General features: G+C 34.8%; 21 protein-coding genes. 5 read left to right on the forward strand and 16 right to left on the reverse strand.

The window, feature by feature from the left end; all coding sequences use genetic code 11:
• Positions 1 to 98: 98 nt before the first annotated feature.
• The 5 genes from EKM03_RS12330 to EKM03_RS12350 all read right to left on the reverse strand — a co-directional run bounded on the left by EKM03_RS12330 (position 99) and on the right by EKM03_RS12350 (position 4,182).
• The gene (locus tag EKM03_RS12330; RefSeq protein WP_126740503.1) at positions 99 to 620 is read right to left on the reverse strand and encodes a hypothetical protein; all 522 of its coding nucleotides are present in this window, start codon (positions 618 to 620) and stop codon (positions 99 to 101) included.
• Positions 621 to 725: 105 nt separating this feature from the next.
• Positions 726 to 1,193: a DUF1456 family protein gene (locus EKM03_RS12335; protein WP_126454659.1), complete on the reverse strand. Its 468-nt coding sequence runs from the start codon at positions 1,191 to 1,193 to the stop codon at positions 726 to 728.
• A gap of 58 nt (positions 1,194 to 1,251) precedes the next feature.
• Positions 1,252 to 2,283, reverse strand: a complete 1,032-nt coding sequence (locus EKM03_RS12340; protein ID WP_126740504.1) for an aminotransferase class I/II-fold pyridoxal phosphate-dependent enzyme — start codon at positions 2,281 to 2,283, stop codon at positions 1,252 to 1,254.
• Positions 2,284 to 2,289: 6 nt separating this feature from the next.
• The gene (locus EKM03_RS12345) at positions 2,290 to 3,300 is read right to left on the reverse strand and encodes a dipeptide epimerase (RefSeq protein WP_126460184.1); all 1,011 of its coding nucleotides are present in this window, start codon (positions 3,298 to 3,300) and stop codon (positions 2,290 to 2,292) included.
• Positions 3,301 to 3,348: 48 nt separating this feature from the next.
• Positions 3,349 to 4,182, reverse strand: coding sequence for an alpha/beta hydrolase (locus EKM03_RS12350; RefSeq protein ID WP_126460187.1), 834 nt, complete (start codon positions 4,180 to 4,182; stop codon positions 3,349 to 3,351).
• Between the two features lie 56 nt (positions 4,183 to 4,238).
• Here EKM03_RS12350 and EKM03_RS12355 point away from each other — a divergent pair, with 56 nt between their 5' ends.
• Positions 4,239 to 4,640, forward strand: coding sequence for an excinuclease ABC subunit B (locus EKM03_RS12355; RefSeq protein WP_126561956.1), 402 nt, complete (start codon positions 4,239 to 4,241; stop codon positions 4,638 to 4,640).
• Here the strand turns inward: EKM03_RS12355 and uvrB are convergent.
• From uvrB to rlmF, 3 genes are all read right to left on the reverse strand, one after another.
• The gene (gene uvrB / locus EKM03_RS12360; protein WP_126460190.1) at positions 4,637 to 6,628 is read right to left on the reverse strand and encodes an excinuclease ABC subunit UvrB; all 1,992 of its coding nucleotides are present in this window, start codon (positions 6,626 to 6,628) and stop codon (positions 4,637 to 4,639) included. The two genes, EKM03_RS12355 and uvrB, sit on opposite strands and share 4 nt — an antisense overlap.
• Positions 6,629 to 6,753: 125 nt before the next feature.
• Positions 6,754 to 9,810: a TonB-dependent receptor domain-containing protein gene (locus tag EKM03_RS12365; RefSeq protein ID WP_126740505.1), complete on the reverse strand. Its 3,057-nt coding sequence runs from the start codon at positions 9,808 to 9,810 to the stop codon at positions 6,754 to 6,756.
• Positions 9,811 to 10,024: 214 nt separating this feature from the next.
• Positions 10,025 to 11,011 carry a 23S rRNA (adenine(1618)-N(6))-methyltransferase RlmF gene (gene rlmF / locus EKM03_RS12370; RefSeq protein ID WP_126460196.1) on the reverse strand — a complete coding sequence of 329 codons (987 nt, stop codon included), beginning with the start codon at positions 11,009 to 11,011 and terminating at the stop codon, positions 10,025 to 10,027.
• Positions 11,012 to 11,398: 387 nt separating this feature from the next.
• Here rlmF and EKM03_RS12375 point away from each other — a divergent pair, with 387 nt between their 5' ends.
• Positions 11,399 to 12,262 carry an alpha/beta fold hydrolase gene (locus EKM03_RS12375; RefSeq protein ID WP_126460200.1) on the forward strand — a complete coding sequence of 288 codons (864 nt, stop codon included), beginning with the start codon at positions 11,399 to 11,401 and terminating at the stop codon, positions 12,260 to 12,262.
• 5 nt (positions 12,263 to 12,267) lie between these two features.
• On the opposite strand, the gene EKM03_RS12380 is transcribed toward EKM03_RS12375, so the two are convergent.
• The 6 genes from EKM03_RS12380 to trmD form a co-directional block, all read right to left on the reverse strand.
• Positions 12,268 to 12,930, reverse strand: a complete 663-nt coding sequence (locus EKM03_RS12380) for a thiamine diphosphokinase (RefSeq protein WP_126460203.1) — start codon at positions 12,928 to 12,930, stop codon at positions 12,268 to 12,270.
• A gap of 214 nt (positions 12,931 to 13,144) precedes the next feature.
• Positions 13,145 to 13,966: a DUF4249 domain-containing protein gene (locus EKM03_RS12385; protein ID WP_126460206.1), complete on the reverse strand. Its 822-nt coding sequence runs from the start codon at positions 13,964 to 13,966 to the stop codon at positions 13,145 to 13,147.
• Between the two features lie 40 nt (positions 13,967 to 14,006).
• Positions 14,007 to 16,388: a TonB-dependent receptor gene (locus EKM03_RS12390; protein ID WP_126460209.1), complete on the reverse strand. Its 2,382-nt coding sequence runs from the start codon at positions 16,386 to 16,388 to the stop codon at positions 14,007 to 14,009.
• Positions 16,389 to 16,530: 142 nt separating this feature from the next.
• Complete coding sequence (locus EKM03_RS12395; RefSeq protein WP_126460212.1) at positions 16,531 to 17,754, reverse strand: isocitrate dehydrogenase (NADP(+)); 1,224 nt, start codon at positions 17,752 to 17,754, stop codon at positions 16,531 to 16,533.
• A 290-nt stretch (positions 17,755 to 18,044) separates the two neighbouring features.
• Positions 18,045 to 18,395, reverse strand: a complete 351-nt coding sequence (gene rplS / locus EKM03_RS12400) for a 50S ribosomal protein L19 (protein WP_126454599.1) — start codon at positions 18,393 to 18,395, stop codon at positions 18,045 to 18,047.
• A gap of 169 nt (positions 18,396 to 18,564) precedes the next feature.
• Positions 18,565 to 19,242: a tRNA (guanosine(37)-N1)-methyltransferase TrmD gene (trmD, locus tag EKM03_RS12405; RefSeq protein WP_126460215.1), complete on the reverse strand. Its 678-nt coding sequence runs from the start codon at positions 19,240 to 19,242 to the stop codon at positions 18,565 to 18,567.
• A gap of 494 nt (positions 19,243 to 19,736) precedes the next feature.
• Between trmD and EKM03_RS12410 the strand changes: the two genes are divergently transcribed.
• Positions 19,737 to 22,112, forward strand: a complete 2,376-nt coding sequence (locus EKM03_RS12410; RefSeq protein WP_126740506.1) for a hybrid sensor histidine kinase/response regulator — start codon at positions 19,737 to 19,739, stop codon at positions 22,110 to 22,112.
• On the opposite strand, the gene EKM03_RS12415 is transcribed toward EKM03_RS12410, so the two are convergent.
• Positions 22,105 to 22,869: an NYN domain-containing protein gene (locus EKM03_RS12415; protein WP_126740507.1), complete on the reverse strand. Its 765-nt coding sequence runs from the start codon at positions 22,867 to 22,869 to the stop codon at positions 22,105 to 22,107. The genes EKM03_RS12410 and EKM03_RS12415 overlap by 8 nt on opposite strands.
• A gap of 283 nt (positions 22,870 to 23,152) precedes the next feature.
• Between EKM03_RS12415 and EKM03_RS12420 the strand changes: the two genes are divergently transcribed.
• Together EKM03_RS12420 and EKM03_RS12425 are read left to right on the forward strand one after the other, a co-directional pair.
• Positions 23,153 to 24,415, forward strand: a complete 1,263-nt coding sequence (locus EKM03_RS12420) for a pyridoxal phosphate-dependent aminotransferase family protein (RefSeq protein ID WP_126740508.1) — start codon at positions 23,153 to 23,155, stop codon at positions 24,413 to 24,415.
• Between the two features lie 106 nt (positions 24,416 to 24,521).
• Positions 24,522 to 24,998, forward strand: coding sequence for a hypothetical protein (locus EKM03_RS12425; protein WP_126561947.1), 477 nt, complete (start codon positions 24,522 to 24,524; stop codon positions 24,996 to 24,998).
• A 98-nt stretch (positions 24,999 to 25,096) separates the two neighbouring features.
• Here the strand turns inward: EKM03_RS12425 and EKM03_RS12430 are convergent, their stop codons facing one another.
• Positions 25,097 to 26,215, reverse strand: a complete 1,119-nt coding sequence (locus tag EKM03_RS12430) for a GTP cyclohydrolase (protein ID WP_126740509.1) — start codon at positions 26,213 to 26,215, stop codon at positions 25,097 to 25,099.
• Positions 26,216 to 26,490: the final 275 nt, after the last annotated feature.

The raw sequence follows: 26,490 nt of genomic DNA on the forward strand, positions 1-26,490 counted from the left end.
AATAGGTGTCCGTTCGTTGCATCAAGCTACATTTTATGAATAAAATTAATTACATTGGTATTCACAAAGCACAGTCATTTAATATTTTTTTTTAAAATCTATTTAACACCAATTATCTCTTGACCTCTTATTAAAATATTATTTTTATTATCTAAATTTTCTTTGGTTTTTCCCAAAATGTTTATAATGTCAAATTTGGTGTCACTTTTTCTTAGATTGTAATGTGCTTCTGTATTGGTGACTTCAACTTCTAAAATATAGTTTCGGTCTAATTTGAAAGTATCAGTATTGTCTTTTATTAGTGTTCCGTTTACCATATAAATGACATCATTACTTTTGATTTTTGTGAATTCAGATTTAATTTGGTCTAAACCTATAAAATCATATTTCTTGGGGTTTTTAGAAGCAATATAAAGTTGGCCATGATACAAAACAGCATTTATTGTAGTGTCTTTTTTGATTACATTCACAGATTCAATTTCATTTGGGTCAAAATATTCCATCATATTTACAGGCATTAAAATTGAATCAAAAAACATAGCTGCATCTGAATTTTTAGTGTTTTGTCCAAAAAATAATGTTGTAATAAATAATATAGAAAAGGTTAGGAGCTGTTTCATTTTGATGACGTAAATTCATTAAGATGAACTAAATATACAAAAAATCCTGAATTCTCGTTCAGGATTTTATAATTTAATATAGTAGAGGATATAAATCTTTACTACTTATGATTTTTTATTTTTTCCGAAATTAAATTTCACTTTCTCCACTATTTGGACTTTTGAATTTCCTTTTGGATACTGTTTTTTAGAAGTATTTTTTGTAGCAGGTCTTGATTTTGATGGTGCTTCGTCGCCTCTTGATTTTTCTTCGTCTCTTGGTTTTGCCTTAAACTCGGGTCTATCTTTAGCTCCTTCTTTTGCAGGAATTTGAGCTTTGTGCTTGGCTAAAACATCATTTGGGTTTTTTGGATTTTCTTTGGTTCCACGCAAGTGAATAACCAATGCATTTAGAAAATTACGCAACACCTGATCACCACATTCTATGTAATTTTCATGTTTTTCATCGCGAAAAAATGCACCCAATTCGGATTTAGTGATTCTAAAATCTACCAATTCCAATATTTCAACTATTTGATCGTCACGCAGCATTAAAGCGACGCGAAGTTTTTTAAAGATATCGTTGTTTGTCATCATATTCTAATTTTTTACAAAGGTACGGTTTAAAAGCAATTGCAACACAATTTTAGATTTAGAATTGGTTGCAATTCAAAATCTGAATTAGAGTATCTAAATCTTCTTTCCTATGATTGGCAGTAATTACAATTCTATTTAAATTTTGAGTATCTGTTGAGTATTTAAAATTGGTTACTATGATCTTATTTGCGGTTAAAATTTCAGTAAGTCCAATGATTTTCGGATAAATAAGCGGATACTTGGGGTCAAAATGAATGGTTTTGTTTTTAATTAAATGAGCATCTATATACTGAATGTTTTCTTTTAGTTTTTGATGCTGTTGCAAATAAATTGCTGCTGCATCTGCCATAGTTTGTACAAATGCGGCATTCATTCCGGCACTGGAAATATAAGTATCGTAAGTTTTTATCTGATTAATAAATTCAGAATCACTGGCAATTACGCCACCCGTTAATCCAAAGGCTTTCCCTAAAGAGGCCACCATGATTTTTCTTTTGATGTTAGGAAGATTTATGGTCGAATAAATTCCGCAACCATTTGTTCCCAAAATTCCAAGCGAATGCGATTCGTCAATAACCAAAGTGATTTCTTTATTGGACGGAATCGAATTTAAAATCGAAAGATCGATTGGTCTTATCTGAAAGGATGGAACAGAATCCGTTAGAATCGTAATTTTTTCAGTTGCGGTATCCAGCAAACGAGGATTTAATTCATTTTCAATAAAAACCGGTAAGCTGTTAGGAGCTTTGATGGCGCTGTGTGTGCCTGGAAAATGAAAAAAACAATCGGTTTGCGACTCGAGTATTTCAACAACTATTTTCCCTGCCAGCATACCGGATGAAAGAGTAAGTGCAGCATCTGCTTTGATAAAATGGGCTATAAAGCGTTCTCCGTTTTCGTAGGCAGTCAGTTGAATATTGGCACTTCTAGAACTTCCGTACGCCGTTCCCCATTGCAAAATATTTTTGATAATTAAGTTTTGAAATTCGGAATGTGTAGGCAAACCCAAATAAGCTGTTCCGCCAAAATAAAGATATTCTTCATTTTCTACTTCAATTATTCGATCTGGAAATTGATTGACTTTCATTTAAAACTACATTAAAGTTACACCGGTTCCGTTCAAGTCAGAATAGCTTATTTTGCCGAAATCAATGGTAATACCTGTGGCAATATCCTCGGATAATAATAGTGCGCCATCCATATCTACATAATCCAGTTGCGGTAATAAATGCGCAATTGCGGATATTCCAACTGTTGATTCGGTCATGCAGCCCACCATGGTTTTTAACCCTAATTTCTTGGCTTCCTGAATCATTCGTCTTCCGGGAGTTAGTCCGCCACATTTTACTAATTTGACATTTATCCCATGAAAATGATTGTGACATTTGGCTACATCTTCTTCTATAATACAACTTTCGTCGGCTATAATTGGTAAAACAGAATGTTTGAAAACTTCCTTGTGTTCTTCCCAATTGTTTGCCTTCATGGGTTGTTCCAAAAACTCGACACCTAATTTTTTTAGTTCAACGGCATTGTTTATGGTTTCTGCTACACCCCAGCCGCAGTTGGCATCAATTCTAAAAACAGCGTCAGTATGTTTCCTAAGTTCAGTAACAATGGCAATATCTTCCTTTGTACCTAATTTTATTTTATAAATTGGCCAAGGTAATTCTTTCATTTTAGCCACCATTTTTTCTATCGATGCAATTCCTATTGTGTAATCTGTCAATGGATTTTTATCGGTAGTGTAATTCCACAATTGGTACAGTTTTTTTTCTTTTTTACGAGCATACAAATCCGTAAAGGCCATATCCAAAGCGCATAAGGCAAACATATTGTTTTTTAAATACGGATGAATCGCAGCCCAAAATTCTTCAGGGGTTTCATTTGTTGTAGTTTCAATTACAGATCGAATTTTTTCCAAGTCCTGCATCATCACCGGAACAGTTGTCTTGTAGTACGGATTAGAAGTTGCCTCGCCAAAACCTGAATAACCATCACTTTGTAATTCCACAATCAAAGAAGGCTGAAAGTCTATAGATTCTCTCGAAATCGTGAATGTATGTTTCAGTTTAAGGTTGTATGCTCTTAAGATTAGTTCCATAAGGAATGTGATTTTAATGTTTGTTGTGTTTACTTGCAGCAGAATAATTTAGTAACCAAGCCATAAAACAGCTTTTACAAAACCATCACGCCATAATTTTTCATTGTGTTGTCCGCCTTTTACAATTTTCTTTTCATTCAAATTAAGGCAGGAACATCTATTGGAATTCAGTAAATATTCCATTTTATTCAAATCGGTCACCATATCTTCACTTTCATTGTCTCCACATAGAAAATAGATTTTAGACTTTATTTTTTTAGACTTTTCAGTCAGATCATAAATATCTTTGGTAAACCAAAAGGAAGGGGAAAATACTCCCGCTTTTCCAAATATCTCTGGGTATTTTAAAACAGCGTAATACGAAGTAAGACCGCCAAGGGAACTTCCCATGATGATAGTGTTTTTCTTGTCGGTTTTGGTTCTGAACGTTTTATCGATGTGCGGTTTTAAGGTTTTTACGATAAATTCTAAATAACGGTCTGCTTTTCCTCCTCCATATTTCTCGTTTTTAAAAGGCGTCAGTTCATCAATGCGTTTTTCATTTCCATGTTCAACTCCTATAACAATAACGGGTGCTTTTAGGCTATCCAATTTTTCGTCTATATTCCATTCACCTGAATAAGAAGTTGTAGCGTCAAATAAATTTTGAGCATCATGGATGTAAATTACGGATAATTTTCTTTTGGATGTGGCATAATTTTGGGGTAAATACACCCAAATTTTCTTTGTCGATTGAAGCTGTGGAGCCTCGATAGTAAAAGTGGAAACTTGTTTTGATGCCGTACGCTGCTTCGAAGTTCTAACTGAAGGTCTTGGCTCTTGAGCGTTGATTTCTGGTATCAAAAAAAGGATAAACAGCAATAATAGGTATCGTTGAATCATTAGTTCGTTTTGTAATTCAATTTAAAAACAATATTTTAGCTAAAAATAATAATTTGATGGATACATTCGAAGAAAAGAGAAGTTTACTTTTGGAGATGATTGCTTTTTCTACAGTTGATGGTCATTTACACAAGAAAGAATATGATTTTTTGTTTATTATAGCCAATGAATTGAATATAGAAAAAGGAGGTTTCAATGATTTGTTTCATTTAGAATTGCCACAGTTGCCCATTAAATCCGAATTTCAGCGGATACAGCAATTTTATAGATTGGCTTTACTGATGCATAGCGACGGAATTTTGCACAAGAAAGAAGCTGTTAACATCCAACAAATAGCAATTGAAATGGGACTTAATCCTGCTGCAACAAAACGAATTCTGAAGCTGATGGATGAAGCGCCAAACGCAATTATTAATTCTGAAGTCTTATTGACTGTTTTTCAAGAGCAACATAATTAAGTTAATTGTTGCTGCAATCTCTTGATGTCATCCCGTAATTTTGCCGCCTGCATAAAGTCCAGATCTTTTGCGGCTTTTTCCATCGATTTCCGTTTTTCCCGGATAAGTTTCTCGATTTCCGTTTTTGATAGATATGTAGTTTCCGGTTCTGCTGCGGCATTCAAAGTGAGACCCAATTCATAGTCTACCAAAGGATTTTTGGTAAATGCACTTTCTATTTTTTTGTTTAATGCCTGTGGTGTCTGATTGTTTTCAGTGTTATAATTGATTTGTTTGGTTCTGCGATAATTTGTTTCATCAATGGTTTTTTGCATGCTGGCGGTTATTTTATCCGCATACATAATTGCTTTACCGTTCAGGTTTCTTGCTGCGCGACCAATTGTTTGCGTAAGTGAGCGGTGACTTCGTAAAAAACCTTCTTTGTCTGCATCTAAAATGGCCACCAAAGAAACTTCCGGTAAATCCAGACCTTCACGAAGTAAATTGACACCAATTAATACATCAAAAATTCCTTTTCGTAAATCTTGCATGATTTCTATTCGTTCCAAAGTGTCGACTTCAGAATGAATATAGCGACAGCGAATATTGACTTTCGTTAAATATTTTGCGAGTTCTTCTGCCATTCTTTTGGTTAAAGTTGTCACTAAAACGCGTTCGTCAATTTCTGCCCGAACCTGAATTTCTTCGATTAAATCATCAATCTGGTTTAAACTTGGTCGGATTTCGATAATGGGATCCAATAATCCTGTCGGACGAATTACCTGTTCCACAACGACACCTTCCGTTTTTTGCAATTCATAATCAGCAGGTGTTGCTGAAACATAAATTACCTGATTTTGCATGGCTTCAAATTCTTCAAACTTCAAAGGGCGATTGTCCATTGCTGCAGGAAGTCGGAAACCATATTCCACTAAGTTCTCTTTTCGGCTTCTATCCCCGCCATACATAGCACTGACTTGTGAAAGTGTTACGTGACTTTCATCAACAACCATTAAGAAGTCACTTGGAAAATAATCCAGCAGGCAAAAAGGTCTTGTTCCAGGTAAACGACCATCCAGATAACGAGAATAATTTTCAATTCCGGAGCAATAACCCAGTTCCCGAATCATTTCCAAATCAAAATTGGTACGTTCTTCCAGTCGTTTAGCTTCCAGATGTTTTCCAATTTCCTTAAAATAATCGACTTGTTTTACTAAATCCTGTTGGATTTCCCATATCGCACCTTGTAAAACATCCGGCGAAGTCACGAACATATTGGCCGGATAAATCGTCAGTTTATCAAATTTTTCAAGTACTTGAGAGTTCTTGGTGTCAAAACTTTCGATTTCCTCGATTTCATCACCAAAGAAATGGATTCGGTAGGCTTCGTCAGCATAACTAGGATACACATCAACGGTGTCTCCTTTTATTCTAAAACTTCCAGGATTAAAATCGGCTTCCGTTCTGGAATATAAACTTTGCACCAGTTGATGTAATAATTTGGTGCGGGAAATAATTTGTCCTTTCTCAATTGGTATCAAGTTTTTCTGAAATTCGACAGGATTTCCAATACCGTACAAACACGAAACGGAGGCCACAACTAAAATGTCTCTTCGTCCAGAAAGCAAGGATGCAGTGGTTGACATTCGCATTTTTTCCAGTTCTTCATTGATGGATAAATCCTTTTCGATGAAAACGCCGGTTACAGGCATAAAAGCTTCGGGTTGGTAATAATCGTAATAGGAAACGAAATATTCCACGGCATTGTTCGGGAAGAATTGCTTGAATTCCGAGTATAATTGTGCCGCCAACGTTTTGTTGTGTGCCAAAACCAAAGTGGGTCTTTGTACTTCCTGAATTACATTGGCTACCGTAAATGTTTTTCCGGATCCGGTAACACCTAATAAAGTTTGGAATTTATCACCATCAATAATCCCCTGAACTAATTTGTCAATCGCTTGTGGTTGGTCGCCTTTGGGCTGGTAATCGGATACTACTTGAAAATTCATTGGTGTTAAGTGGCAAAGTTTTAGAGCTGTAAAGATACAAGTTTGGATTCTTTTTTTTACCAAAGGGTGAGCCAAAAAAAAACCATTCGCGTGGGCGAATGGTTTTTAGTGTAAAACAGGGAGTTCTAGAAACTCAAGCTTAATCGAGCGAAAAGAAATCTTCCGTTTTGACCAAATTGAGAGGTGTTTCTTGAATATGCAAATTGATTTGCATTTGACAAGTCAATTGTTGTTGCATTGGCAGCATAAGTTACATTGCCATTTGTGTCAACACCATTTGCTCTTTTTGCAGTTTGTGTACCAAGATTTACATCAGGATAGATATCAAAAATATTGTTAGCCCCAATTACAACTTTTGCAGTTTCCGTAATTTTGAAACCAACAGATAAATCAGTGATTATTTTTGCGCCCCAGATTGGATGCTCAATTTCGACTGCTTGACCATTTATTATTGCTCCTTCAACTCTTCCATCTCCATTTACATCAGCCGTATTTGGATCAGTAACCTGGCCGAAGTAAACATTTCTCAAAAAGAAATCGAATTTTTTATAAGTAAATGAGTTGGTTAAATTTCCTTTAACTCTTGGAATGGCTTCTTCTAGATAGACTCTGCTCATTTCAGAAAAATAGCGGTTGATTTGACCATTAGCAACTAAAGTAGGTGAACCTTTAATCGCGCCCACTTGTCTTGTTTGAGAAAAAGTAGTAGCTAAATCAGATTTGATTACTATAGCTCCTAAATTTAGCTTATGTGTTATAATGATATCAATTCCTTTAGACTCTGTACTAATAGCATTGGCAAAAAAGGTTGCCGCATTTGCTCCAGCGAGATCAAATTGTAATTGAAGCTCTCTCTGTGGCGTTCCGTCAGCAAACGTTCCCGATGGACGAGAAAATTGATCCGTCAAAGTTACTCTGTCATCTATTCTTACAATATAAGCATCGGCAGTCAAAGTAATGTTTCCTTCTGGAATCTTAGCGGTAAAACCAATACTGGCACTTTTAGATTCTTCTTGTTTCAATTGTGGGATTCCAAGGGCTTGTGCTGCCGGGGAATTATTACTAAATGTGCTTACTTCAAATGGTACACCACCAACAAATTGAGTCGCTGTAGCATTAAAATTGATTTGATGTAAAGAAGGAGCGCGAAAACCTGTGGAAACAGCACCACGCAAATTAATGTTGTCTGTTAGTTTATAACGACTGGCAACTTTAAAATTAGTAGTGTTTCCGAAATCAGAATAGTTTTCAAAACGAACGGCTCCGTTCAATAACCATTTTTCTGTAACATCATATTCAAGATCTCCATAAATAGCGGTACTGTTACGACCTTTGTCAATAGCATTTGTTGGCCTGAAACCCGGAAATACTTGGGAGCCATTCCCTCTAATAGATCCAAAGAAATCAGTTACGATCAGATTAGCGGGGGTTACTCCTGGTAAAGCGACATCACCATTTATATCATATAAATTATATGATTCTGGTTGTCCTGCACTAATACTATAGTTTTCATTTCGGTATTCAGCTCCAAAAGCAACGTTCAAATCACCAAATTTTCGGTTCATGTCGAAATTGGTTGTGTTTTGGCTAAAGGCTAATCCACCAGCGTCAAATTCAGTAGGAGAGTTTTCTCTCATGGAAGAATTGACGGTATTTTCAACGCCATAATCAAATGCATTTCTTCCAAAAGTATTGCTTAAGTCAAAATTCCAATTTTCGAAAATTATACCTCTAAGACCCGCTGCTGCTGAGATATCGTTGATTGTTGAATGTATTTCTGGTAAAAAACCATTTGGATACAAACCGGTATACGATCTAGATTGATTTGGTCTTCTGTAAAAACCGGCGGCTTCACCAGTTCTGTTGCTGTTTCCTCCAAAAGCATACAATTCTAATTTATCAGTTAAAGGATAGGCAGCATTTACAAAGAATTGTGAGCTTTGAAGTGATGATTGACCTACTCGCATATTAAAATCATTTCGTACTAAACCTCTAGCACCAAGTTCCTCCGAAGTTACGTCAACTCCTAATAAAGCTCTCATCCCGGATAAATTTCCATTCGATGCGGCAGTTTGAATAGCAGTTTTTGTTGTTGCATCAAAATAACTTACTTGTTGCGCATACGTATTAATTGTGTTCAGCAAACCGTTATAAAAACCAGGGGTAGTGTTTAACGTATTCGCATACAAACTATTAATGTTAATACCTGCTATTCTAGCTCTTTCTTCAACAGCATTGTATCGGTTAAATAAATTTCCTTTAACTTCTTTAGCACGACTTGTTTGACCTCGCAATTGAGCACTTGCCGTAATATTAATGAAACTTTTTTCCTTTCCTAAATTTGTTCCGTAGTTCAAGTCAATTTGAATGTTGTTTCCATCATTTCCACCGGTATGGTCGTTAGCATTTTTAGAAAAATGACTTCCTCCAAAAAGGTTTATTTCTAATTTTTTAGTATCTTTTTTCATGTTGATGTTGATTACACCAGCAATAGCATCTGAGCCATATTGAGCTGAAGCTCCATCTCTTAATACCTCAATTTTTTCGATAGCAAAAGCGGGAATGGAATTCAAGTCGGTACCTACAGCTCCTCTACCAGGTGATCCATTAATATTTACCAAAGAAGAAGTGTGTCTTCTTTTTCCGTTTATTAAAACCAATACTTGGTCTGGTCCTAAACCTCTTAATTGTGCAGGGTCAATGTGATCCGTTCCATCAGCTACAGTGGTTGTATTTGAGGTAAATGATGGCGCAACCATATTTAAAATCTGATTCAAATTCGTTTGAGCACCTTGTGAAGCGATCTCTTTCATAGAAATAACATCAATAGGTACTGCAGATTCCGTTACGGTTCTTGTAGGATTACGGGAGCCCATTATAACTATATTTTGTAATGTTTCGCCACTTCCCGTTAAAGTAATGTTTAGTGTACTTCCTGTGATTTTAACTGATTTTGTTTCTAAACCTACATAGGAGAATTGTAAAATATCTCCAATTTTTGCAGTAATGGTGTATTTACCATCTATATCTGAAGTAGTGCCCTTTGCAATTCCTTTGATCATAATGGTTGTTCCAGGTAAGGTGGCGTTGGAGTCGTCAGTAACAACACCGGAGACTCTAATTTCTTGGGCAGTTATTACTGCTGAAAAAATTAAAGTTAGAATAAAGAAAAGTTTTTTCATTTTTGGTAATTTAATGTTAGAACCGTAAAAATACTACTTAAATGGCGTTAATTAGAATAAAAACAATCAAGATATTTGTTAAATGGCAAATAATTATTATTTACATTTTTTTTATGAAAAAACTAGTTTGAGTTCTTCTTATTGAACATGTACTATTTTTATTGATAAAGATCTTTCATTTCTAACCAGAATGAGGAGTAATTAGGCTGATTTTTTAAAATTTCCAAGCTTTTTGTTGTGCTTCACTGAGGAAAGTCCAAGCAATAATTCGGCTAGTTTTTTGGCCTTGAGCCATATCGATGGTTTTAATTTCGACCACACTTACTTTGTTTAATGTTTTGTAAAGACTGGAAAGATTCTCTTTTTTAGATACCAAAGTTGTAAACCACAAGCACTGCATCGGATATTTTGCACTTTCGTAAATCATCTGGGTTACAAAACCTAATTCACCGCCTTCACACCACAATTCTGCATTGTGACCACCAAAATTTAAAACAGGTTTAGCGTCACTTCGTTCGGCTGTACCTCGGGTTGTAGTTTTAGCATTTTCTAAATTGTTGATTTTTCGAATCGTGCTTTTCGTGGCTTCATCTTGCGAGGCATGAAAAGGTGGGTTACAAATGGTAAACGTAAATTTGTCTTCGGGAGTGATTATATTTTTAAAAATAAAGCGCGATTCCGTTTGTTGTTGTAAGCTGATAGCGTCAATCAATTTTGGATTTTCTTCAATAATGGCACTGCAATTTTCAATTGCTTTTAAATCGGTATCTGTACCTACAAAACTCCATCCGTACGCTGAATTACCAATTATAGGATAAATGCAATTCGCACCTACGCCTATATCTAAGCCTTGAACGGTTTCTCCTTCAGGAATGATTCCGTTGTTGCTTGAAGCTAATAAATCTGCTATATAATGGATGTAATCCGCTCTTCCGGGAATGGGCGGACAAAGATAATTTTTAGGAATATCCCAGTTTTGAATGTCGTAATGGGACAACAATAATGCTTTGTTAAGCGACTTTACCGCATCGGGATTACTAAAATCAATTGTTTCTTCCAAAGCGTCTGGATTGTGCTTATTGGCGGAAACAAAAGGCTTTAATTCAGGGGATTTTTGAATTAGTTCCTCAAAATCATATCCAAATCTATCCAGATTTCTGGGATGTAAATTAGTCTTTTCGGTAATCGTTTTCGCTTTCATTTTTTTTATTTCGATGCAAATATAGGCATAACTATTTTGTAAAAGTACAAAGACGACTTTGACTCATTAAACAGATGAAAAAATGAACCACATAGAAACATAGAATTTAATTTAATTTTTGATTTAAATCTGTTCCGAACAGTCAAAATTTAGGTGACATAGAAAAAAAGCCAATGCTTTTTTTTCTATTGTGAACTCTTATCACTGTCAAAATTTATTTTTACAGGAATAAACACTATGTTTCTATGTGGTTTAAACTTCAATTTGTTTTAATGCGTTTGATCTGACTATGACCCATTAAACAGATCGAAAATAAATCATAAAATTAGAATATTGCCGTTTTTTAGAACCATAAAAACGGTTACTTTTATAAAACACACAAATAGTATGACTTTTATACCCGCTACTTTTCATTTCAAAAAGAGATACATAGTTTACAGTTTAATTTTTTTGTATATCGTAATGTGTCAGTCTTGTATGACGATGCGATTTTCGAATAAAGAGACATCAAAATTTTTTGCTCCATCAAAAATAGAATTTCAGGATAAAACAATTGCTTTTGAAGGCTATAAAATACATTATGTAGAAACGGGTAATGCGCAAAATCCGACATTGTTTTTTGTACACGGTTCGCCCGGAAGCTGGAATGCCTTCAAAGAATATCTTAAAGATACTTTATTGCTGAAAAAATACCGAATGATTGCGATTGATCGACCGGGTTTTGGATACAGTGATTTTGGTGATGCTCAAAATTTAAGGGAGCAATCTCAAAGAATATCTGAGTTTATAAAAAAAACCGATAATAAAAAGCCGCTAATTTTGGTTGGGCATTCTGTAGGCGGACCAGTTGTGGCTCAATTGGCTGCGGATAATCCTTCTTGGTACAAAAGATTGGTGATACTGGCAGGATCATTGGACCCGAAAGCTGAAAACCCAGAGAAATGGAGAACGGTTATCAAGGCAAAGCCTTTGCGGTATTTGATTCCCGGAGCATTGCGTCCTTCTAATGATGAGTTGTGGTGGCTGAAACAGGATTTGGTAGCTTTAGAGCCAGAACTAAAAAAAATTACTTGTGCGGTTACGATTATTCATGGAACAAAAGATGTTTTGGTGCCGTACAGCAATGTTGCCTTTATGCAAAAAAAGTTTACCAATGCTAAATCAATCGATGCAATAACGATCAAAAAAGCGAATCATTTTATTCCTTGGAGTTACTATGAAATTATAAGAAATATATTGTTAAAAATGTAATAAAACTAATCCAGGCATTCCATCATTAATAGATCACCTTCATTATGTTCTATTGTTACGATTCCGTCTTTGAGGACGTGGTTGCTGCTGCCGGTTCTGTAACCAATAGTCAAACTATCATCTTTCAGCGGATAAAATAAATTATCAGAATGAATTCCAGTGACGTGACCTACAGGGATTAATGAAATAGGAGTGTTTGCCGTATACCATTTTTCGAATTTTTTAGGCAAAAGGAATACTTTTGAGTGATCGTCCAGAATGACAATTTTCAATAAATTTCTATATCTCGTAATGTTGGTAATATTGGTTATGGTATGATCAGCTCTTCGTCCGGTGGCCCAAACGACGTTTACAGCAGGAATTTTTCTTTCGATTAAATAGTCAAAAGCTTTTTCTAAATCGGTTTTATTCTGATCCGGAGTATGAATAATTTCGATGGGATATTGAGACGTTTTATAAATTTCTGGGTCAAATCCTCGGTCAAAATCTCCTAAAAGCACATCGACTTTGATGTCTAGTTCCATAACGCGAACCATAGCCGAATCTAATACGACCACGAGTGGTGACCATTCCAGTAATTGACCCAATAGTTCCGGGTTACAGGAAGCGCCATTGGCAATGATTAAAGCAGGTTCTTGGTCGTCGCGAACGATATGGTGTGAAGACATTGTGAATTATGAATTATGAATTATGGTGTAAAAGTAAATAAAAGTTCTCGTTTTATCTCTCACGTACTAGCCCGGATGGCAATGAAAACCAAAACAGGTTGTAAACTTTAGTTTTCCGGCAGTAGAAGAGCGACCAAAGGAAGCTCCTTATACGGTCTGGAAAACTGTTTAGAGCCTGTTTTTGGTTGTAATGAACAGCCGGATTAGCTCCTGATTATTCAATCGTGTAACTTCTAACATCAACTTCGCTAAGGGAGAAATAACCCAAAGGATAATTAACCGAATCCGTGGTGTTGATGATGTTTCCTCTTACGGTAGCAGGCGGAGATTGAAACGGTCCGCCACCATTATTTCCTGCAATACTCACTAATACACTCATGTAATTGTAGTATGCTTTTGAAATTCCGAAGTGGATTATTTCAATTTTATCGTCTTTTTTTAAATCATCATTTTGTGACATACTGAAAAATTCGTTTCCGTTGAAAAACTCATCTTGGTCAACATAAAAATTTGATTTTGCTTGGTTTGAATACACATATTTGTATAGGTAATAATTGGTTTCACCCGCTGGATCTTGGTAGAATGTTTTAATTTCAATGTCAGTCCCTGTAAAACCGCCTTGATTGTTTTGAACAATTTTTGTGATTGGCGTAACGGGTTTTAGTGTATCGGTTGCGGTATACGTATTGCCATTGCTGATAACTGTCAGTGTATAGGTTTCGTTGATTACCGGTATAAAAGTAGCGCAAGTATATTCGCCGGTATTTGCAATTTCCGAAAAAGTAAAAACCACATTAGCACTATTTTTTATAGACACTGTTGCTCCGGAAACTTTTGGAATAGTTGTACCGTAAAATCCAGTTGTTGTAGTCAGTTTTATTTTTTGTTGATTTCCCGAAGTTCTTTTTTTCCAATTAATTGCTGCTTCAATTACCAGTTTTGGTGGAGCATTATCTAAATCTACTTCGACAACATCTTCGCAACTTGCCGAAAAAATAGCGATGAGAAGTACCAGATATAGTGTTATTTTTTTCATGATTTTATTTTTTATTTAGTTGCCTTGTAGAATGCTAAGCTTAAAATTTAAAGTTATAGCTCACCGCTGGAACTACACCAAATATCGAAGTTTTTACAGCTTCATTGATTCCTGTATCTGTATTTTGTCTAAAATTAATAGAAGCGGCATTTTTCCGATTGTACAAATTGTAAATGCTAAAAACCCATTCGCCTTTCCATTGGCGGTCTTTATTGCTTTTAGGAGTCAAAGTAGCGGCAATATCCAGGTGGTGGTAAGCGGGGAGCCGATTTCTATTTCTCAATCCATAACTGGGTAGATTGATGCCTAAGTATTCATATTGTCCAACAGGATATGTTACCGGTTGCCCAGTTTGCAGGGCAAAATTAGCTCCAAAAGACCATTTTTCATTTAGATTGTAGGAACTGGTTATTGCAATATTGTGCAGTTTGTCATATACGGAATTGTACCATTGGCCGTTGTTGATTCCGGTTTCGATTGAGGTTCTTCCAGGAGTTTGTTGCTCGGATTTGGATAATGTATACGATATCCAGCCATTAAATTTCCCTTCGTTTTTTCGGAACATGATTTCTAAACCGTATGATCGTAATTGCCCGTTCAGGATTATTTGTTCAATGGCTTTATTGGCAATCAAATTAGCACCATCAATATAATCCAAGCGGTTTTGCACTTCTTTATAATACGTTTCTACTTCAAGGGAATACATTCCTTCTTGAAAGTTTTTAAAATAACCCAAAGCCACCTGATCTGCAATTTGGGGTTTAATGAAATTATCGCTTGGCGTCCAGACATCAAGTGGAGTTGGCGATGTGGTGTTCGAAATTAATTGTAAATACTGCACCATCCTGTTGTAACTTGCTTTTATGGATTGGTTGTCATTGATTTTGTACGCCAATGAAAAACGAGGTTCCAGATAATTATAGCTTTGGATGACTTTATTTTTGTCGTAAAATTCAGTGTTAATTGGAGTTGCTTTTTCATAAATCTGTAATTCCGAATTGAAGAGAACCGGATTGTCATTTTCATAAATATTCACGGTAGATTGCCCTAAACGGTAAAATATACTGTATCGAAGTCCGTAGGAAAGGGCTATTCTGTCGGATATTTCGTGATCAGCGTTGATGTAAACTGCGGGTTCAAAAGCATATTTTTTATCCAATTGAGCAAAATTTATTCCGGAGTCCGTATCAGATGGCTTGATGGTTCCCGGATTGAATTCGTAATAAATTCCGTTTACTCCGTAATTCAATTTGAATATATCTGAAATATAATTCTTGAAATCGTATTTGATATTGTAATTTTTGATGCCGGAATCCCATTTGAACCCTACAAAATCCAAATCCAAACCGTAATAATAATCGCTGTAAATGAGCGATAAATTAGAAAATAATTTTTCAGAAAACAAGTGATTCCAGCGCAAGTTTAAAGTGGTGTTTCCATAAATATTGGTAAAACTTTTGTTCAGGCTGAAGACATCTCGGCCAAAATAACCCGATAAATACAGACTGTTATTTGCATCTAATTTATAACTCAACTTGGTATTTAGGTCATAAAAATAAGCGGAGTTGTTTTTTTGTTTTTCGGATAGCTTCAGGAATAAATGCGCATAGGAACTTCTGCCACCAATCAGGAAGGAACCTTTGTCTTTTACCAATGGTCCTTCGGCCAAAATGCGACTGGAAATCAATCCGATTCCTCCATTGACATGAAAATTTTTGCTGTTGCCGTCTTTTTGATAAATATCCAACACAGAAGAGGCTCTTCCACCATAACGAGCTGGAATTCCGCCTTTGTACAACTTCAAATCTTTGATGGCATCCGGATTAAAAACAGAGAAAAAACCAAAAACGTGTGAAGAATTGAATATGGTAGCTTCATCGAGCAGAATTAAATTCTGGTCGGCACCGCCACCACGAACATTAAATCCTGAAGCGCCTTCACCAGCATTTGTAACACCGGGCAGTAATAAAATAGATTTTAAAACATCGACTTCGCCCAGCACAACGGGCATTTTCTTGATCGCTGAAATGGAGAGTTTATTGACGCTCATTTCGGGTTTTTTGATGTCTATTTTGGTTTCATTATCCGTAATAACAACTTCTTTCAAGGCGGTTTCATCACTGAATAAATTAAAATTATTTTTTAGGTTTTGACTCAAGTCGATTAGCTCTTCCTTGGTTTGAAATCCCAAATAACTGATTTGGACGTTATAGATTCCTTTTGGAACTGTGATGGAGTAAAATCCATATTCATTGGTAGTTACTCCGGTTTTGAGTTCAAGGATTACAATGTTGACGCCTATTAAAGTTTCGTTGCTGTTGGCGTCAATAATAGTTCCGCTTAGCGTAAATTTCTCTTGAGCGAAGCATGAAAAGGAGCATAGTAATACCACTAAAAAGGGAATAATTTTCTTTGGAGTCATTGTTTAAATTTTTCTAAATACAAAAATGCAAATTACATTAAATAGAACAGTATTTGACATATAACAACCGTTAAGGTATTGCTAAGGTAAAAAAAAAGACAACTGTTTCCAGTTGTCTTTTTAATATTATGTAGTAAAAAAATTAAGCTAGTTTAGCATCTAAATTTTCTTGTATCGCTGCTAAGAAAGCCTCGGTAGTCAAGTAATCTGCAGCAGTCAACCCTTCTGGTTTTACTAACATTGCTAAGTCTTTAGTCATTTTTCCGCTTTCAACAGTATCAATGCATACTTGTTCTAGAGTATGACAAAAATCAATTAAAGCTTGATTTTCGTCCAGTTTACCTCTGTGTTCCAATCCTCTTGTCCATGCAAAAATAGAGGCGATTGGGTTTGTTGATGTTGCTTTTCCTTGTTGGTGTTGTCTGTAGTGACGTGTAACTGTTCCGTGAGCCGCTTCTGCTTCTAGAGTTTTTCCATCAGGAGTAACTAATACTGAAGTCATTAATCCTAACGAACCAAAACCTTGTGCAACAGTGTCAGATTGAACATCACCGTCATAGTTTTTACACGCCCAAACAAAACCACCACTCCATTTCATTGCAGAGGCAACCATGTCATCGATCAAACGGTGTTCGTAAGCAATTCCTGCTTCAACGAATTGTGCTTTGTAGGTAGATTGATATACTTCTTCAAAAATATCTTTGAAACGTCCGTCATAGGCTTTCAAAATAGTATTTTTTGTAGAAAGATACAAAGGCCATTTTTTTGTCAAAGCCATTTGGAAAGAGGAATGTGCAAAACCGTAAATACTTTCATCCGTATTGTACATTGCCATTGCGACTCCGTCTCCTTTATAATCGTATACTTCCCAAGTTTGAGTTTCTCCTTCTTCAGGAACAAAAGTCATTGTTAGTTTCCCTTTTCCTTTGATAACAGTATCTGTAGCTTTGTATTGGTCTCCAAAAGCATGACGACCAATAACGATAGGCTGTGTCCAACCCGGTACTAAACGAGGTACGTTTTTCATGATAATTGGTTCACGGAAAACGGTTCCGCCTACAATATTACGGATGGTTCCGTTTGGAGATTTCCACATTTTTTTTAAACCAAATTCGGTAACACGGTCTTCATCAGGAGTAATTGTGGCACATTTAATACCAACATTGTATTTTTTTATTGCCTCAGCAGAGTCAATAGTGATTTGGTCATTACTAGCATCTCTGCTTTCCATTCCTAAATCGTAATATTTAATATCTAAATCTAAATAAGGAAGAATTAATTTTTCCTTGATAAAGGACCAAATAATTCGTGTCATTTCGTCACCATCCAATTCAACTACCGGATTAGCTACTTTAATTTTTGTCATAATGTATTGATATATGTAATTCTTATTTTTTAAATTTAGCTACAAATGTAATAAAACGTTATCGTAAAAGAAAATGCGTTTTCATTTGTTTAAAATGAATTGTCAAATTATTACTTTAGGATGGTCAAAATAAGAATATGGAAAATATATTCCTTATTTCTTGTCAAAAAATAAGTGCTTCAAATGCATTCAATTTTAATAAAATTGGTAGAATAGTATTGAATAGCTTGACTTTAAACCAAAAAAAAATCCTGACAACGTCAGGACTTTTATAATAAAGAGATATTTGACTATCTTCTTTTGTCTTTAATTTTAGCTTTTTTACCAGTAAGTTCTCTGAAGTAGAAAATTCTAGCTCTACGAACTGCACCTTTTTTGTTGATTTCCACTTTTTGTAAAGCTGGTAAGTTTACTGGGAAGATACGCTCTACACCAATAGCACCTGACATTTTGCGAATCGTGAACGTTTCTGTATTAGCAGAACCTCTTCTTTGAATAACAACTCCTTTAAAAAACTGAGTTCTTGTTTTTTCACCCTCTCTAATCTCGTAGTAAACAGTGATAGTATCTCCAGCTGCAAAAACTGGGAAATCTTTTCTTGTTACAAATTCGTCTTGAACGAATTTCATTAAATCTGCCATGATATTTTTTAATTATGGTTTGTATTAAGTCAACATTCACGGATCTCGCCAGAGGTTGAGCTAATGTGGGTGCAAAAGTAAATAAAAAAGTTTAAAGTTTAAAGTTTTTCTTGTTTAAAGTTTAGAAGTTCTTGAATGCCACCTTTAAACCTTAAACTTCAAACAAATTTTAATCTTCCAACAAATCCGGTCGTCTGTTCTTCGTGTGTTCGTAGGCCATATCCTCGCGCCATTTGTCAATTTTGGCAAAATTCCCGCTGGTCAAAACCTCCGGAACTTTCCATCCGTTGTAATCTGCCGGACGAGTGTATATAGGACCTGATAATAATCCGTCCTGAAAACTATCCGTCAATGCGGAGGTTTCATCACTCAAAACACCAGGAATCAATCGGATCAATGCATCTGATAATACTAATGCGCCTAATTCACCACCACTCAAAACGTAATCACCAATAGAGATTTCCTTGGTAATAAAATGATCGCGTACCCGCTGATCTACTCCTTTATAATGTCCGCAAAGGATAATAATATTTTCATACATTGACATCGTATTGGCCATTTTCTGGTTTAGGGTTTCCCCGTCCGGCGACATGTAAATGATTTCATCGTAGGCTCTCTCGCTTTTCAAATGCGTAATACAGGCGTCGATAGGCTGTACGGTCATCACCATTCCGGCGCCACCGCCATAGGGATAATCATCTACGCTTTTTTGTCTGTTGGTCGTGTAATCCCGCAGATTATGAAAATGAACTTCCACCAGACCTTTGTCAATAGCTCGTTTCATGATCGAAGCCTCAAACGGACTTCGCAATAATTCTGGCAGAACAGTAACAATATCAATGCGCATAATTTTAAATCTTAGTTTGAAAAGGGTAAAGGTACAAAGATGCCAAGGTTTTCAAATAACCATTTAACCAATTCAGCGATTAAACTTTTCTTCAGGAGCTATTTCCAGCTTTACACTGTATCTTTCCTTGCTTAAAGAAAGCAAGAAAAGGATGCCGTTTCAATCTGGGCTAGGCTTTTGTGAAAGGAGGGGTTTTTAATTCATAGTTGTGTCAAACATGGCAACAGTATTTTTTTATGGTGCTTTCTAAACGCTATCATAAAGGAAATATTTGTTAAACATTGCATTTAAAAGTTTGAAAATGAACGTTTGAAAATGAACGTTTGAATTCGGGTGTTGTAAGCTCTATTTGAAGGGGGTTATTATGCTTTGAATTAGTAAACCCAACGAGTTACTTTTTTGTATCAAATGCTAGCAATTTTAAAACCTGTTATAAAACCAAACTTTATCTTTCAACGTATATAAACTAATATTTAATTATACAGTTTGCGGCGATGGGTAAAAAAATAGATAAATGGATTTATGTTTCTTTAGTTGTATTGTTTTTTACTAAATCATTTTCTCAATATGAATTCAGTAATGGAACTATACCCAAAGAAGTTTCATTGCACAATTACACTACAGTTGCAGATGTTGGTCAAAGAAATCTAGATATTCACTATGTTCTTGCCAACTTTAATTCATTTAATCCTAAAAAACTTCAAACTGAAAATGATGATTTAGGTTTTTCTCAAAATAATTTTTGGTCAAAAACGGAGCTTATAAACGCTAGTGATCGGACTTTGAATTATTATTTAGAAACGGCCAGACCTATAACGGATTTAGTAGAATTGTATTTTATTGATAGCACTTCGGGGAAAATTACCAAAATGGTAAGCGGTGATAATATGCCCTTTTCTGAGCGAAGTTTTGATAATCGTAAAACTATTTTTAAGATTAAAATTTTGCCAAATTCGAGGCAGCAATTATTTTTGCATCTAAAAAGTGATGGTGAAGTTGTCAACATGCCGGTCATGTTGTACTCTTCAGAAAACTTTATAAAGTTGATTTCAAACGAGCAGTTGTTTTTTGGTATATTCTATGGTATTCTGGCCATTGTTTCTATTATTTATTTATTCTTCTATTTTGCCTTACGCCAAAAAGCATTTTTATATTATAGTTTATATGTTGTTTTTATCGGCTTAATGCAGTTCTCTTTAGATGGTTATTTTTATGAGTTAATTACCCCTAAAGGCGGTTGGTTTTCGCTTCGTGCAGTGTTGCTTTTTGCGATGATTGCAGGTTTTTTGCTGGGCAAATACAGTGAAGTTTTTTTGAATATCAAAAAACATAATAAAATACTTTACTTTTTGTTTACTGTTCTTTATTTTTTAGCTTTTGTTTTAATTGTATGTATTTTATTTGTTCCTAAGGCTTTAGCTTTGTGTTATCCATTGGCAAACGTGCTGGGATTGCTGATTCTTATCTTGATTATAAGTTCTGTCGTGTATCTGTATTGTAAAAAAATACATGTAGATGGTTTTTTTACAATGGGTATTTTCTTTTTGGTGCTCGGCTTTGGCATTTTTATTCTCAATAACTTCAGTCAAATTCCCAATTCGTTTCTAACAGATAACAGCTCTAAATTAGGTACTGGTTTGGAAGTTATTTTTCTTTCCCTTTCTATGGCTAATTTGATTCGGAATCTTAAAAATGAAAAAGACAACCTCAATCGTCTTGCTTTGATTCGTTCTGAAGAAATGAATGATTTGAAATCTTATTTTTTATCCAATATTAGTCATGAATTACGTACTCCATTGAATGCTATTATGAATTTGATTGAGTCAATTTCTAATGAAGTTGAAGATGATACGATCAAACATAAATGCAAAATCATAAAGTATTCTTCGTATAGTTTATTGAGTTCGGTCAATGATATTCTTGATTTTTCTAAAATTGAAAAAGGGGAATTAAAACTGGAAAACAATCCATTTGATCCCGTACAGGTTTTAGAGTATTTAAATAATAATGCGATCAATATAGCGAATGAAAAGGGACTTGAGTTTCAATTTTCGAAATCAAAGAATATTCCTGATTTTTTGATTGGAGATGCTAATCGATTGGTTCAGATCGTTAATAATGTATTAAGTAATGCCATTAAATTCACCTTAAAAGGGTGTGTGAAGTTTACTATTGATGCGGAATTATTGCCCGGCAACAGGGCGAGCTTGATATTGACCATTTCAGATTCCGGGGTGGGGATTTCTCCTGATAAAAGGGAACGTATTTTTGATTCTTTTTATCAAAAGAGTAGTGATAATAAGAAAAAATTCAGCGGACTTGGATTAGGACTTTATATCGTGAAAACATTGGTAGATATGCAAAACGGAAGTATTAAAATGGATAGCGTGATTAATGTGGGAACCACCTGTGTCATGACGATTGATTTTGAGGTCTCTGAACAAAAAAAAGGCATAGGAACAACTGCTAAAATGGGAATTGAAAATGATTTAGAAGGGAAATCCATTTTAGTAGTTGAAGACAATCCTATAAACCAGATGGTGATCAAAATGATTACTAAAAAATGGTTGAATACCACAGTTATGTTTGCTAATAATGGTCAGGAAGGGATAATGGCATTGATTAAAAATCAATTTGATATTGTACTGATGGACCTTCAAATGCCAGTGATGGATGGTTATGAAGCTACAATTGCAATAAGAAATGGAGCAGCAGGTATACACAATAGTCATATTCCTATTATTGCTGTAACAGCGGATGTCATGGAGGCCACAAAACAGCGGGTTAAGGAAATAGGAATGAATGATTATTTGTCTAAACCAATCAAAAAAGAAGTGCTATATGAGGCAATCAAAAAATTAGTTAACTAAATCGCAATCGTACATAAACGTGTTTGATTCCTTTTTTATCGGAGTCTCTTTCGTCAATTTCCAGAATATCGGTCAATGATTTCAACATTGGAGTTAATTTAGAAAAGCCATAATTTCTAGGATCAAACTCTGGTTTTTTCTTCACAATAAGATTTCCTACGTCACCGAGAAATGCCCATCCACTGTCATCACCTATGTCTTCAATGGTTGATTCTATTAATTCAATGGTGTGCAAATCAATTTTGTTCAACGTTTTTGGGGCAATTTTTTTAGGATCAGTGGCCGTTGGTTTTTTTGTTTTTTTCTTGATTGCGCCATCCAGAACCTCAATATAGATGAAGCGATCACAGGCGACAATAAATGAATTGGGTGTTTTTTGCTCTCCAATACCAATCACTTTCATACCGGATTCTCTAAGCCTAATTGCTAAACGGGTAAAATCAGAATCACTGGATACAATACAAAAACCATCCACTTTGTCAGAATATAATAGATCCATTGCGTCAATAATCATCGCTGAATCTGAGGAGTTTTTTCCTACAGTATAGCTGTATTGTTGAATAGGCGTAATGGCATGCTCTAATAAAACACTTTTCCATCCACCAGCATTAGGTTTCGTCCAATCAGCATAAATACGTTTGGTGGTTGGTGTGCCAAATTTAGCAATTTCTTCCATCATTCCTTTTACATTGCTGTAGGGAACATTATCAGCATCAATTAGAACCGCTAATTTTAACTCTTTTGTGTCCTGTGCCATAAACTTTAGTATTGAAATATTTATTCAAAGATACAATGTTTATTGATAAAACGATTTTGAATCAAAATCGTTTCAAAGTTTTGTGAGATATACTTTTTGTTGTGTTATTAGCAGGAATGAAGCATTTTTTTTTAGATAATGTAACAGATATCGCATATAGTAGGAAATTGTCAGGAATTATCGTTGTAATAAACTAAAAATAAATTTGTTTTCAAGTCCTTTATAAAATATAAATAATTATTTTTGCAACTTCTTAAAAATTAAAATTATTACTTAATATATTATGGTAAAAGATTTATTCGAAAGGATTCAAAACAATAAAGGACCATTAGGAAAATGGGCTTCACAAGCGGAAGGTTATTTTGTTTTTCCTAAATTAGAAGGTGAGTTAGGTCCAAGAATGCAGTTTGATGGGAAAGATATTTTGAATTGGAGTTTAAATGACTACTTGGGTCTTGCTAATCACCCGGAAGTACGGAAGGCAGATGCTGATGCGGCTGCACAATATGGAGCAGCTTACCCTATGGGAGCCCGAATGATGAGTGGACATACCAAATATCATGAGCAATTAGAAAATGAATTAGCTGCTTTTGTAAGCAAAGAGTCAGCATATTTATTGAATTTTGGCTACCAAGGAATTATGTCTACAATTGATGCATTAGTAACTAAAAATGATGTAATTGTGTATGATGTTGATGCACATGCTTGTATTATTGATGGTGTTCGTTTGCACATGGGAAAACGTTTTACATACCGTCATAACGATCTTGCAAGTATGGAAAAAAACCTGCAACGCGCCACAAAATTAGCTAAAGTAACTGGAGGAGGAATCCTTTTTATAACGGAAGGCGTTTTTGGAATGCGTGGACAGCAAGGAAAATTGAGAGAGATTGTGGACATGAAACAAAAATATAATTTCCGTTTGCTTGTTGATGATGCACATGGATTTGGAACACTTGGAAAAACAGGTGCCGGAGCAGGTGAAGAGCAAGGAGTTCAGGATGATATTGATGTTTATTTTTCCACTTTTGCTAAATCAATGGCTAATATTGGTGCTTTTGTAGCTGCGGATAAAGACATTATCGATTATCTTAAATACAACATGCGTTCTCAAATGTTCGCTAAGTCCTTGCCAATGATTCAAACAATTGGTTCTTTGAAACGATTGGAATTGTTGCGTAATCACCCAGAATTGAAAGACAAACTTTGGGAGAATGTTAATGCATTACAAAACGGATTACGAACCAGAAACTTTAATATTGGAGACACAAACACATGTGTTACTCCTGTTTATTTAGAAGGCAGTGTTCCGGAAGCTATGGTTATGGTGAACGATTTGAGAGAGAATTACGGAATTTTCCTTTCGATTGTAATTTATCCTGTTATTCCAAAAGGAATTATCTTATTGAGAATGATACCTACAACCTCACATGAATTATCAGATATTGAGGAAACACTAGTTGCTTTTGAAGCCATTCGTGAAAAATTAGAAAATGGAACCTATAAAGAGATTGCAAGTAAAACAAAAGTTGATTTAGACGCTTAGTCTTATAAAATAAGTTATTCTAATCCATCCTGCTTTCTTTAGCAGGATGGATTTTTTTTTATACTTAAAAAGAAGTGATATCTTTATACAACAAAAAACAAAGGGTATGAAAAAAGGGATTGTATTGGGTGTTATTTTTTTTAGTTTTTTAATTTCATGTCATAAAAGTAAACAGCTGGAAGAAGCCGCAAGTCCAAATGTTTCTATAGAAAAGGATGTTAAAGAGTCTATTCTGGAAGAATGTTACACCGGCGTTATAAAGAATGATACCATTTCTATGATTTTGAAAATAGAAAATGAGCAATATGTTTCAGGAAAATTAAGGTATAATTTCTATGAAAAAGATAAAAATAATGGGACATTAGTAGGAGAAATAAAAGGAGATACGCTTTATGCAGCGTATACCTTCATGTCCGAAGGGCTTGTGACTGTGCGGCAAGTTGTTTTCTTAAAAAAAGGGAATACTTATGTGGAAGGTTATGGTGATGTGGTTGATAATAAAGGGAAAGTAACGTTTAAAGATAGAAAGCAATTAAAATTTAATGTAAGTGTGGTGTTGTCAAAAGTAAATTGTATCCTTTGATTTATAATTTCCTTTTAAGAATTTAGCATGCAGGCATTTAAAACTAAAAATTCATCAGCAAAACTGATGAATTTTTTTAATTCAATACTTGTCAAATACTACAATTCTAACCGATACGTGCATCTTCGTTTGTGAATTAATGGATTAAAATGTTTCCACAAGTTTAGACTGGGAGCATTATCAGCTAATTCAGGGGTTCTAAAACAATTAACAATCCCTTTTTTTTGGAAAGTTTCATAGTATTCTTTAAAAATAATTGCGGTAACGGCTTTGTTTTGATATTCCGGCAATACGCCTATCAGATAGAAAATGACATCTTTGCTGTATTTTTTTGCCAATAGTAAATGTAGAAATCCAAACGGGAATAATTTCCCTTTGGATTTTTGTACTGCCTTTGCAAAAGAAGGCATCACAATGCTAAAGGCCACGATGTTATGATCTTTGTCTTCTACAAATTTTATAAATTCAGGATTGATAAAGCTGATGTATTTTTTCTTGAAATACTCTTTTTGAGTGTCGGAAATAGCCACAAATGACGATAGGGAAGCGTAGGATTTATTAAATAAATCAAACATTTTATCCACATGAGGCATGACCTCTTTAGTTGTTTTGAAATTAAGCGGACTTAACTGGTATCTTTTTTTGACTAAATCATTTGCTTTTTCAAAAAATTGTAGTTTTACGTTTTCAAAAGGAAATTTACTCTCAATATATTCTTTCTCTTTTACATAGCCCAATTGCTCAAAATGACGTGCATAATATTCATGGTTGTACCAAGTAATCATGGTTCCTATTTGGTCAAAACCTTCGGTCAGAATACCTACTTTGTCTAGATTTGAAAATCCCATCGGGCCTTCAACATGTTCTAAATTGTTTTTCCGTCCTAATTCATATACTTTTTCTAAAAGGGCTTTAGTTACCTCGATGTCATCAATGACGTCAAACCAGCCAAAACGCACTTTCTTTTTTTGCTGATCATTTACCTCACTCCAATTGATAATTGCCGTAATTCTGCCTACTATTTTGGTATTTCTTTTAGCAACATAAAAATAGGCTTCGGCAGTTTCAAAAGCGGGATTTTTTGTTTTATCAAATCCTTCCAGTTCTTCAGCAATTAATGGCGGAACCCAGTTTTTATTGTTTTTGTATAAAGAAAAAGGGAATTTGATAAAATCAGTTAATTCGCTTTTTGTTTTTGCTTCTTGTATGGTGATCATTGCGTAGGATTGATTCAATGTATAGTTACTGTTTTATTGAGGCACAAAACTACGAATATAATTAACTTATACATGAAAAAGTAAAAAAAGGCCATATTATTCCTTTGTGTGAAGGACTCGTATTTTAGGTTTTTATTGGTAAGGAATATGTCACGGATATTTCTATCACTATTGCTGTATTTGAGTTTGTCGATGAAGAGCTGGTTTTTCCTTGCGGATTGGCGTTGTATAAATAGTTAAAATAGTATATTTATAACTCAAAACTAAAACTAAGA

Source organism: Flavobacterium sp. GSP6 (genome assembly GCF_003984855.1).
Taxonomy (GTDB): domain Bacteria; phylum Bacteroidota; class Bacteroidia; order Flavobacteriales; family Flavobacteriaceae; genus Flavobacterium.